Raw genomic sequence first — 9,981 nt, forward strand, 5'->3', positions numbered from 1 at the left:
ACGATTTTACGATAAAACAACCTTGTTTTTAGGCTTACCTGCCAAGGTCAGCCCCTATCAAGCCAGTCAGTACATTCAAAATATTTATTTAGGACAGAATTGTCTAATAATCATTAATTTTGAATTGCGGAGGGGGCTTTGCCTCCACCGTGCAAGGGTCGGTTCCGGAAGGGGCCGGCTTTTTTTTAGATGAATTGCTATAAAATGCTTTTTACAGAAAGCATTTTTTCATATATTTGTTTAATAACCGAAACAATATGGAGAAGCTTTTTCAGAAATCATATCAGAAACTATACCGGGTACCAACTCAGTTTAAGAGATACCTGGCAGACAAAATTGACTGGGACAGTCGCCTGATTGGAATTAAAGGAGCCCGCGGGGCCGGAAAAACAACACTGTTGCTCCAATATGCCAAAGAATTTCTGCCACAGGATAATCAGACGCTATATGCAAGTCTGGATGATCTGTATTTTACGGAAAATACGCTTGTCGATTTTGCTGAACAATTTGTCATTCAAGGGGGAAAATATCTGCTTCTGGATGAAGTACATCGTTATCAGAACTGGTCTCAGGAATTGAAGAATATCTATGATGATCAGCCGGATCTTAAGATTGTTTTCACAGGCTCTTCGTTGATACACCTGAATCAGGCCAAAGGAGATTTAAGTCGGAGAGCTGTTATGTATGAGCTGGCCGGATTATCCTTTCGGGAGTATCTGAATTTTACGCAGGGAACAAATTTTGAGCCAGTCAGCTTTGAGGAATTACTGGAAAACCACACCAATCAGGCATTGCAAATTATAGAAAAAATACGGCCTCTTGCCCATTTTTCTGATTTCCTTGAATATGGCTACTACCCTTATTTTAAAGAAGCCCATAAACTATACCACCAAAAGCTATCTGAAACCATTTCACTGGCTTTGAGTATTGATTTACCATCTTCTCACGATATTAGTTTTGCCAGTGTAGAGAAAATAAGATTGCTCCTGCATGTTATTTCAGAATCCGTACCGTTTAAACCTAATATTTCCAAACTAAGTGAACGCATTGGTGTCAGTCGTAACAGTCTGGTGCAGTTCATTCGTTACCTGGAAGATATAAGAGTGATAAAATGCCTCTATGCAGATACAAAAGGAATTGGGGCATTACAAAAGCCCGAGAAGATTTATATGCATCATCCCAACCTCCAATATGCATTAGCTTCTGAGAATCCCAATATTGGAAATGTGAGGGAGAGCTTTTTTATTAATCAACTGGGGGTATTGGAACCAATGAAATATACTCCCGAAGGGGACTTTGCTTACAAGGACTATGTTTTTGAGATTGGTGGACGTGGAAAAACGAACAAGCAGGTTAAGCACCTTGACAACTCATATGTGGTTGCTGATGGAATTGAGGTGGGGCATTTGCGCAAGATTCCGTTGTGGATGTTTGGGTTTTTGTATTGAGAGAAAGAAAATGTGAAGAATATATAACAGGAGTTCCGAAGACAAAATCTTTTAAAATCTGCAAAGAGAAGCCTTAGTTTTTGAAGCTATCATGCAATGATAGCAATTTAGGTGATGTCTAGACTTAATTAATATCCTTTGGGTTAATAGTCAATCAATTTATTTCTTTTTTGAGTAAAAATTATGAAATTAAACCCATCTTTAAGTGTTAAAAATAGAACAATTAATTTAGGTTGGCTCGTATAGAAATATTTGTTCTTATGGAGAAAATGATTACCGGCAAAGCTTTGTTCGTTAGTCTTTTGCTGTTTTTCTTTGGAATAGGCCAGTGTTTTGCTCAGCAAAACTCACCAGATACCATAAAAACAGTCGTTTATTTGGAAAAGATTTTTTTTCAGCATGGAGACGCAATGGATTGCATTCACTTAAGGACTGTAGAAGATGGTTTTTTCAATTTTGCTCTTGATTGTCAAGCGGATTATGATGATTTGGTGAGGTACCATGTTCGTGATAAAAAAGGAATTTGGCTGGTTGAAAATATAAATTATAAAAATACCGGCAGAAAGGATTCATTGTCTGGCAGGTTTAACAGTTTATCACTGTCAGACGATTTTTTGTTCTCCTTTATCCAAAACCGTTTGCAGATTGACCACAACCGACTTCAAAACGAGGTTGACAAAAAGGTAAGATTGACCTTTCCAATTTCGGATCAAGACAGTATTTATGATTACTGTGTAATTGACTTTATGGACTATACGGATTCAATCAAGTTGTTTAGCTATTTTGGACAGTCTGAGGATAAAACCGGTCTTTCATTTGTTCGGAGTGATTCGATAGTCTTAACTGATCGTGAACGCAAGAAACTCATTAAATTTTTTAATAAGATAAGGCCAGTTGATATTTCCTGTAAATTCAATTTGAATAGTTGGCTATATGAAATAAGTGAAAAAGATAAAGAAACTGTTTATTATGTTTTATCCGATCATTGTGCTATGGATAGTCGGAGCAGAAATTATAAGTATAAATACCGACTGTACCATTATTTAAGATATTTATGTTCTCTGCATTTTAATTGGTATCCTCAGGATGATAAATATTATTTATGAAATCTGACAAACCGGGTTGAAATGAAGAATTAATGATATGGTAAGATATATAATTAGCATAGTGATTTTATTCACTGGTATTTCCTGCAACACTGAATCAAAAAAAGAGATTTTATCTATTCGGACTTTGGATATTTCAAATGAAGATTTAACTGAAGAAATTATCAGTTTCATGGAAGAAGTTGATCCTCCGAGTGGTAGAGAATCAAATTCTCATCCCTATCTTACGATTAAGTATCTTAATACAGATACCGTGGTTTATAGGATTGATTATTTTGGGGGACCTTTGCTTTTTTACCATCATGCAATTGCCTTTTTTGTCCAAGTCGGTGAAGATTACATTCCTGTGGAGATAGAAGAAATGATGCACTCTTCAGAATTCTTTTTCAGAATAAAAGATGAAGAAATAATGCAGTATTGTAAGCGCTATTTTCCCAAAGAATATGCATATTATCAAGAAAATGGTGAATGGCCTGTGCCGCCTACCTCGCGAGATCGATATAGAGTGTTAACATTCAAGGGGGATAAACTTATAAATAAAGAAGATAGATTCGATTAGTTTCATGAATAGAAGTACTCGGTTCCCGTTTTGAAAAAGTGAAAAGTCTTCCCGCTTGAGAATGCCGGCCTCGGAATTGGATTTTTCAAGATTTTATAGGAATTTATAAACTAAAAGGAGTATGATAAGAAAATTATTTATTGGTTTATTGGTTTCATCCTTGCTTTTTGCTTCTTGTACTGAGAAAGAAAAAGATCAGGAACAGGATAGGGATAAAAGTTTTTCATGGATTGTTAGTAATGATGAGTTAAAAGAACAAATTTTAGAGTATTTCCAGACTGTTGATACAGGAGATAACTTTCAAAATAATGTCCTTTATTTAGGTGTTTCCATGAAGGATTCCTCTTGTTTAAATTATAGCATTACATATATTACTAGTGCTTCATTTTTTGTGGGTGGCTATACGCATATGATAATTGATATTGAAGGGCATCCGGTTTGTGTATATTTTAATTGTGAAGATCCTTTTTTTCCTTCATTTAAACTTTCGAATGAGTCCATAATTAAGTTGATGAAAACTTATTACCCTGAAGAGTATAGGTATTTCAAAATGAAGGTTAAAGATTTAGGGAATGACCCAAACCTTAATGAAGATAATTTTCAATTAAACACTGTTTTTCCACCTCCAACCACATGGGCGCCGGAAATTTGGGAGTTAACTTTCAAAGATGGGAAAATGATAGATAAGAGAGTAGAAAGATAACCAGCAACTATATTTGATATATGGTTTCTAATTAAAAAATAAAAAGAAAGGTCTGTCGGCATTCCGACAGACCTTTCAACCTTAACCCTAACCCGATATAAAATTATGACATATTTTTGAAACTTGCAAAATTTGATTATTCAGACGGAACTGCCTGCAAAAAATCATTTTGCATTACCAGCTCTCCCCCACCGAGCCAGTCTCTTTCAGCATCTGAATTTAAAATTACCGGCATCCGTTTTTTTGTATTGTGAATCTCACTCATCAGCTCATTGGCAGCGGTTGTGATGATGGTATAGGTATTCAGAGATTCTCCCGTGATTTTATCTGTCCAGGCGTTCCAGAGTCCCGCAAAGGCAAAAGCTTCTTCTTCCGGCAGTGTTAGAAGGTACTTCTGTTTGGATTTTCCTTTCGGATCCAGCCACTTCCATTCATAGAAACCATCGGCAAGGATCATACACCGTTTGGAAAGTGACGGCTTGAAAGATGGCTTTTGATCAAGTGTTTCCAGCCTGGCATTGAGAGTGCTTTTGCGGATATTGGTGTCTTTCGCCCATGGCGGAATGAGGCCCCAGGAAAAACCCTGAATTGCATCATTCCTGTCATTGGCAATTACCGGAGTGACCGGAAAGGTAAACGCATTGAAAATATCCGGAGTGTACCATTCCGGTGTCAGGAACCTGGCTTTGAAACGATCTTCAAGCTGCTTGAAGGTTTTATTGTTTTTGGTTCTGAAACACATGGTTCATCTTTTAAACGTTGCTGTGTAGGCTTATACCTAATGTAAAGCGTTGTATCATTTTGAAAGCATGGGAGAGGATAAAACTAAACCTTCAATATGCTGTGGATTGCCCGCCTGAAGAAGGATGGCTGTTTTACCAATCATTTTGTTCTCCTTTCCTGTCGTATTTTTCTTTTCGTAATTCTATCTATTTTAAAATTTACAGGTAAGGTATATGGACAGCAAACACTTCTTCCTCTTAAAAAAGCTGGCTTCCAATCAGGCATTTGAGAGACCACTCTTAATGCTTCTTTATTTAACATTTCATATTTCCCCTTTGATATCGCAGCATTTTCAACTTTTCCAGTCTCAGAAATACAAATCCTTACGTAAACTCTATCTTCAAGTAAATTGCCTATTGCTTCTTCAGGATATTTTATACTTTCTTTGATGTATTCCGAAACCGCTTCTGATCCGCCTGGAAATGTGGGTAATTCTTCATACCACGTAAACGCATTAATTGAATCAGGTAAACAATCACAATAAGTTGAATCTTTCTGACAATAGATTCCTTCTGAATATCCAAGTGCAATTATTAGAATACAAATTTTAAAAAGGTTCATTGCAAAATATTTTAATTCTCTGAGATAGAACTAATATTCCAGCTATAGGTTACTCGCCGTTGTTTTCGGACGCATGATGTTTATTCCTGTTCATCAGCACTCTCTCCCTTTAAATTCACGGATAACACACCATACCTTCCTTTGGAACCATATAAAACGCTGGCAACAACTCCAGACTTAAATGTATATTCATTCACTTCCGATATTTTGATATCTGCTATTTTGTTGTCAACGACATATTTGTTGTTAATCAAAACCACCGGAAGGGTAAGGTGCTCTCTCGTAAAACCCTTGGAAAGGTGATGGAAATAACTCAGGTTCAGGGCTAAGTCGTAGAGAGTGACAGCTTTCTTTATCCTGTAATTTTCGACCAGAACGTCGGTGCTTTTTGTAATTTTCGAACTTACCGCAAGGGTCTTCGTTGTTGTTTGGGCAAAGGTAGCTGCCATGATTACAAATAATAAGATAATGAATTTTACTTCTTTCATAGGTTGGTTTGTTTTTAATGAAGAAAATACAAAACTCTCAATATGCCGTGGATGCCAAGGCTGGCGTATACAGATTGTATGCAGTTGTTATTTCTAAAAATATTTTTCAATAATTTCATTTTCAGATTTCTCTTTAGATAAAGAAACTTCTTTATATGTAATTCCCCTTTCTGAATATGGAAATACTTTTTCTTTTAGTTTATGTGTCGGATAAGCTGCTGCAATTCCTGTCATCTCAAAGTCATCAGTTGGAAATGGTTCTACAATTAATTTTAAAACCGTAAACTCCTTGCTATAAAAATAATAGCTTATTCGAATTATTGATTTATTATAATTAATTACCAAATAATCTTCTTCATCAATTACATCAATAGAAAGTTCTTTTAATCTATCTTTTATTGATTGAATTTTTTCTCTTTCAAAAATTTTATCAGGAGTCGCTTTTCTTTCGCCGTTTTTATCAAAATACTTGTCATTTATTTCTTTCAATGAAAGATACTCATTATTGTTTTTCCATGTTTCTAGTAGAAGTTGATAAAATGTTTCTTGTTTTGAAAATTGAGTCCCATAATTGCAATAGAAATTAGTATTGTCATAGAAAATATCATCTCGCTGTTCATATTTGTTAAATAAAATTGTGTCGAAAATCAAGGTATTAATTTCAATTCTATTATAGACAGAGTCAATTTCTCTTTTTATACTGAGAGTTTTGTTAAATGGTGCAACATATATCTTGGCATCCTTTTCACCAAATTGAAAATATCTCAATAATTTATTTGATGTAAAAAAAGTGTAGTCTTCTGAAATATTATTCGGCTCATTTGCAGTGTGATAAAATAACCCTAAGACAGTATCAGAGGAATTGATTAATTCTAATTCAATCAATCTATTTAATATATTTTCTGGGATATCTTTTTTCACCATAATCCCACGAGATTTATCTTGAGAAATATTGCAACTAAATAGTAATGTAATTGAAATAAGAAAAGTATAAAATCTAGTAATCATTTTATGTTGTTTTTAAGTACTTGGTTGCTGGCTTTCAATTGCATGCAACGTTTCTATAACCACACCTCAAAGTGCTATATTCCGTTTGCCAAAAAAAGGTGCACAAAACATACCAATTCTGAATGCTTTGTACACCTTTATGTTTTCTATCAATTAATCCCCATCCGGATAAGGAGAGGAATGTCAAATATTCTTTATGCTTTATGTAGGGCAGGGCAACCAATTTGTTTTAAAGTTTTTTAGTTTACTGTAAAACTAGCTTTTTTGTTTTCTTTTTCCAAAAGAGATTTACTGATTCAATCCAAAAATTCCGGTGACGTTACCCCTTATAGCAAACTTTTAAGGGAGCGCCCAGGGAGGAATAAGTCCCCAGGAAAAGCCCTGAATGGCATCATTCCTATCATTGGTAATTACCGGAGTGACTGGAAAAGTAAAAGCATTGAAAATATCCGGAGTGTACCATTCCGGTGTCAGGAACCTGGCTTTGAAACGATCTTCATGCTGCTGGAAGGTTTTGTTGTTTTTGGTACGGAAGCACATGGTTTTCGGGTTTTAAACTGGTTTTTTCAGCACCTCCCCAACCGGGAGCTTTAGCCTGGCAAGAACCGTTGACGGATTTTTTCTTTGTTCCAGGATATACTCCATAACCGGATTGGTGTCCAGTTGTTCAAAATCCATATAGTCTTTCTCTTTGTTAAGGATCTTTACCGGAAAGACTATTCCGGTTTTGGTATCGTTAATAAAATACCGGGATTTACAAAAAGATATCCGTCCATAAAATTTTACTCCCTGGGCCATCTTTTCTTTGATGGATTCAATGGTTGGGTTTTTAATAAAAGTCAGGTGGCAGGCCTGATAATCATGATCTTTATTATCGGAAGTTCTTAAACGAAAAGTTACCACATCGTCTTTATGAGGACAAGTCAAAGTTGGCTCTTTTGTTTGCCGGGCCCACAAAATCTGTTCTTTTCGTTCATACCGGAAAAAGTAGGACTTTCCGGTTAACTCTTCTTTAATAAATCCGTATTCCTTGTTTACATTAAATTGGGTTACCACGCCTCTGTGCTCTTTATCCATAAAAATTTCCGATGGTTTGAATGTATAAAGATGGGCATTTTTTATGGAGTCTTATATGTGGTTTTTAAGATTATCCAATAACCATTTTTCATTATGCTGTTCACAAAATCGCAACGTTCACAGAACGTGAACAAATGAATTTTGTGAACAAAGTACAAGGAAATGCATATTAAGAAAGAGGGATTGGGAAAATTGAAATATCTCCGGCATTTCCGGAAATGCTTTAACAATTCCCGGAAAATTCCAACTAATTCCAGGAGATTCCAGTAGAAGTTGGAAAATTTCAATTTAGCCTGCTACAAAAGATCCTCAAAGAATGCAGCAAAAAAAGAATGCTTTATGCTTACAAATTCTAAATAGAGAACAAATTCAATCAAACCTTTGTTACATTATTGCGTATTAATTAAATCAATCGTTATTTTGTAACACATCAACAAACTAAAACCATGAAAGCAACCATAGGTAAAAATATTGCTAATTTACGTAATATACAAGGCCTTACTCAGGACAATCTGGCTTCATACCTGGGTGTTTCCCGTGTACAAATATCTCATTATGAAAGAGGCGAAAGAGATATTTCCGTAACAGAGCTTAATAAATTAGCTGATTTATTTGGGGTTGAATTGTCTGATCTGTTGGAAGAAAATCCAGAGATGCAAGATCTGAACCTGGCTTTTGCTTTTAGAAGTAAAAACACAGAGTCGGATTTGGAACACATCGCCTCGTTTAAAAAAATCGTTCTGAATTACTTAAAAATGGAGCGTTTAGAAAATGCACTATAAAATCGAGAAAGAAGCGTCCGAATTCAGGGCAAAATACGGATTTGCAAACTTCGACCCAATCAGATTAAAGAGTCTTTTATTAAAGCTAAATGTGATTACACTCTTTAAGCCTCTTTCCGAAAACTTCTCCGGCATGGCTGTAAAAGTGGAAAACGCTCGTTTTATGCTTATTAATTCCAACCATTCACTGGGAAGACAGCATTTTTCTATCAGCCATGAGTTATACCATCTTTTCATTCAGGAAAACTTTACCCCACATCACTGTTCTGCCGGCACGTTCAACAGGAAAGATTCCACAGAATATCAGGCAGATTTATTTGCAGCACACTTGCTAATGCCTAAAGAGGGCATAATTAGTTTAATACCTGATCACGAATTAGGGAAGGACAAAATCTCACTTGAAACTATCTTAAAGGTAGAACACTATTTCAGCTGTTCACGAAATGCACTACTGGTAAGGTTTAAAGAACTGGGATTAATTTCTTCCAGTACAATCAATAACTTTAAATCAGATATTATCCTATCTGCCAGAAAATATGGATATGACGACTCTCTTTATCGACCAGGCAATAAAGATGTTGTTATTGGAGATTTTGGGTCTTTAGCAAAGAGGCTTTTTGATAAAGAAAAAATCTCTGAGGGACATTATTTGGAATTGATGAATAGCATCGGCTTTGATGCCTTAACAAACACCAATGCCGATGAAATCAATTGATAAAAAGAAAAAAATAATCGTTGATGCGGATGTTATCATACATTTTTCCAAAGGCGAACGGCTATTCTTACTGACCCAAATATTTTCAAATCAACTATACATAGTAAAGGATGTATTTCTGGAGGTTTTCAAAGGACCACTTCGAATGGAAATTGAAAACTTATTAAAGATGTCTCTCCTCAAGGAACTGGATTTTTCATCTGATATGGAAGTCATCATGGAATATGCTCGTTTGAAGAAAAAATTTGGTCCCGGAGAGAGTGCCTGTATGGCATATTGCAAATTTCATCGCGATGTGTTAGCCAGTAGTAATTTAAAAGACATTAAACAATATTGCGAAGAGAATGAAATTGCTTATCTGACAACTATGGATTTCATTGAGGCTGCTTTTGAGACCGGACTGCTTACTGAAAAAGAATGTGATATTTTCATCAATAATGTGATTACCAGAGGCAGTAAAATGCCCAATAAAACCTTCGCTGAATACAGAAAGTCGCACTAATTTTAATGGCAATCCAGGTTCCTTCAGGAATTTATTGTGGTTCAAAGGATCAGTTTTAATGGGAATCCCTGTGAATTAAAAAGGTGCTACTCAAGATAACCTTACCCCAAACAATTTCAACATTAACGGGCTCAATATCACCTCAGGCAAAAGAGCCGGCAGAAAAACAAAGAAAAACATTATATCGAAAGGAAAATTCCAGAAACTCCAGATAAAAAATGAGGCCGTTATTGTCAAACACCGGGTCAC

The 9,981-nt window shown here is 35.5% G+C and carries 13 protein-coding genes; 7 read left to right on the forward strand and 6 right to left on the reverse strand.

Annotated elements, in window-relative coordinates; genetic code table 11:
* Positions 1-257: 257 nt before the first annotated feature.
* The 4 genes from W7W_RS0111960 (at position 258) to W7W_RS0111975 (ending at position 3,816) form a co-directional block, all read left to right on the forward strand.
* Positions 258-1,448 carry an ATP-binding protein gene (locus tag W7W_RS0111960; protein WP_010663985.1) on the forward strand — a complete coding sequence of 397 codons (1,191 nt, stop codon included), beginning with the start codon at positions 258-260 and terminating at the stop codon, positions 1,446-1,448.
* A gap of 260 nt (positions 1,449-1,708) precedes the next feature.
* Positions 1,709-2,554, forward strand: a complete 846-nt coding sequence (locus W7W_RS0111965) for a hypothetical protein (protein WP_010663986.1) — start codon at positions 1,709-1,711, stop codon at positions 2,552-2,554.
* 37 nt (positions 2,555-2,591) lie between these two features.
* Positions 2,592-3,113, forward strand: coding sequence for a hypothetical protein (locus W7W_RS0111970; RefSeq protein ID WP_010663987.1), 522 nt, complete (start codon positions 2,592-2,594; stop codon positions 3,111-3,113).
* 121 nt (positions 3,114-3,234) lie between these two features.
* Positions 3,235-3,816, forward strand: coding sequence for a hypothetical protein (locus W7W_RS0111975; protein ID WP_010663988.1), 582 nt, complete (start codon positions 3,235-3,237; stop codon positions 3,814-3,816).
* Between the two features lie 136 nt (positions 3,817-3,952).
* On the opposite strand, the gene W7W_RS0111980 is transcribed toward W7W_RS0111975, so the two are convergent.
* The 6 genes from W7W_RS0111980 to W7W_RS0112010 form a co-directional block, all read right to left on the reverse strand.
* On the reverse strand, positions 3,953-4,558 hold the full coding sequence (locus W7W_RS0111980; RefSeq protein ID WP_010663989.1) for an SOS response-associated peptidase: 606 nt from the start codon (positions 4,556-4,558) through the stop codon (positions 3,953-3,955).
* 140 nt (positions 4,559-4,698) lie between these two features.
* Positions 4,699-5,160, reverse strand: coding sequence for an energy transducer TonB (locus W7W_RS0111990; protein ID WP_010663990.1), 462 nt, complete (start codon positions 5,158-5,160; stop codon positions 4,699-4,701).
* An 80-nt stretch (positions 5,161-5,240) separates the two neighbouring features.
* Positions 5,241-5,648, reverse strand: coding sequence for a hypothetical protein (locus W7W_RS0111995; protein WP_010663991.1), 408 nt, complete (start codon positions 5,646-5,648; stop codon positions 5,241-5,243).
* A 93-nt stretch (positions 5,649-5,741) separates the two neighbouring features.
* Entirely contained in the window at positions 5,742-6,656 is a 915-nt protein-coding gene (locus tag W7W_RS0112000; protein ID WP_025007222.1) for a hypothetical protein, read from the reverse strand.
* Between the two features lie 339 nt (positions 6,657-6,995).
* A complete protein-coding gene (locus W7W_RS0112005) occupies positions 6,996-7,196 on the reverse strand; it encodes an SOS response-associated peptidase family protein (RefSeq protein ID WP_010663993.1) in 201 nt (66 codons plus the stop codon).
* 12 nt (positions 7,197-7,208) lie between these two features.
* Positions 7,209-7,733, reverse strand: coding sequence for a hypothetical protein (locus W7W_RS0112010; protein WP_010663994.1), 525 nt, complete (start codon positions 7,731-7,733; stop codon positions 7,209-7,211).
* A 446-nt stretch (positions 7,734-8,179) separates the two neighbouring features.
* Here W7W_RS0112010 and W7W_RS0112015 point away from each other — a divergent pair, with 446 nt between their 5' ends.
* Genes W7W_RS0112015 through W7W_RS22145 form a run of 3 tightly spaced genes read left to right on the forward strand, consistent with a single transcriptional unit; the run spans position 8,180 to position 9,732 of the window.
* Positions 8,180-8,515 carry a helix-turn-helix domain-containing protein gene (locus W7W_RS0112015; RefSeq protein ID WP_010663995.1) on the forward strand — a complete coding sequence of 112 codons (336 nt, stop codon included), beginning with the start codon at positions 8,180-8,182 and terminating at the stop codon, positions 8,513-8,515.
* A complete protein-coding gene (locus W7W_RS22140) occupies positions 8,505-9,230 on the forward strand; it encodes an ImmA/IrrE family metallo-endopeptidase (protein WP_010663996.1) in 726 nt (241 codons plus the stop codon). Before W7W_RS0112015 ends, W7W_RS22140 begins: the two co-directional genes overlap by 11 nt.
* Positions 9,217-9,732: a hypothetical protein gene (locus tag W7W_RS22145; RefSeq protein WP_010663997.1), complete on the forward strand. Its 516-nt coding sequence runs from the start codon at positions 9,217-9,219 to the stop codon at positions 9,730-9,732. The genes W7W_RS22140 and W7W_RS22145 overlap by 14 nt, the downstream gene beginning before the upstream one ends.
* The last annotated feature ends 249 nt before the right edge of the window (positions 9,733-9,981 follow it).

Source organism: Marinilabilia salmonicolor JCM 21150 (assembly GCF_000259075.1).
GTDB classification, from domain to species: Bacteria; Bacteroidota; Bacteroidia; order Bacteroidales; family Marinilabiliaceae; genus Marinilabilia; species Marinilabilia salmonicolor.

What these genes read in the sequence shown, in the direction of transcription:
- W7W_RS0111960 (WP_010663985.1), top strand. Translation starts at nt 258, where the DNA reads ATGGAGAAGCTTTTTCAGAAATCATATCAGAAACTATACCGGGTACCA.
- W7W_RS0111965 (WP_010663986.1), top strand. Translation starts at nt 1,709, where the DNA reads ATGGAGAAAATGATTACCGGCAAAGCTTTGTTCGTTAGTCTTTTGCTG.
- W7W_RS0111970 (WP_010663987.1), top strand. Translation starts at nt 2,592, where the DNA reads ATGGTAAGATATATAATTAGCATAGTGATTTTATTCACTGGTATTTCC.
- W7W_RS0111975 (WP_010663988.1), top strand. Translation starts at nt 3,235, where the DNA reads ATGATAAGAAAATTATTTATTGGTTTATTGGTTTCATCCTTGCTTTTT.
- W7W_RS0111980 (WP_010663989.1), bottom strand. Translation starts at nt 4,558, where the DNA reads ATGTGTTTCAGAACCAAAAACAATAAAACCTTCAAGCAGCTTGAAGAT.
- W7W_RS0111990 (WP_010663990.1), bottom strand. Translation starts at nt 5,160, where the DNA reads ATGAACCTTTTTAAAATTTGTATTCTAATAATTGCACTTGGATATTCA.
- W7W_RS0111995 (WP_010663991.1), bottom strand. Translation starts at nt 5,648, where the DNA reads ATGAAAGAAGTAAAATTCATTATCTTATTATTTGTAATCATGGCAGCT.
- W7W_RS0112000 (WP_025007222.1), bottom strand. Translation starts at nt 6,656, where the DNA reads ATGATTACTAGATTTTATACTTTTCTTATTTCAATTACATTACTATTT.
- W7W_RS0112005 (WP_010663993.1), bottom strand. Translation starts at nt 7,196, where the DNA reads ATGTGCTTCCGTACCAAAAACAACAAAACCTTCCAGCAGCATGAAGAT.
- W7W_RS0112010 (WP_010663994.1), bottom strand. Translation starts at nt 7,733, where the DNA reads ATGGATAAAGAGCACAGAGGCGTGGTAACCCAATTTAATGTAAACAAG.
- W7W_RS0112015 (WP_010663995.1), top strand. Translation starts at nt 8,180, where the DNA reads ATGAAAGCAACCATAGGTAAAAATATTGCTAATTTACGTAATATACAA.
- W7W_RS22140 (WP_010663996.1), top strand. Translation starts at nt 8,505, where the DNA reads ATGCACTATAAAATCGAGAAAGAAGCGTCCGAATTCAGGGCAAAATAC.
- W7W_RS22145 (WP_010663997.1), top strand. Translation starts at nt 9,217, where the DNA reads ATGAAATCAATTGATAAAAAGAAAAAAATAATCGTTGATGCGGATGTT.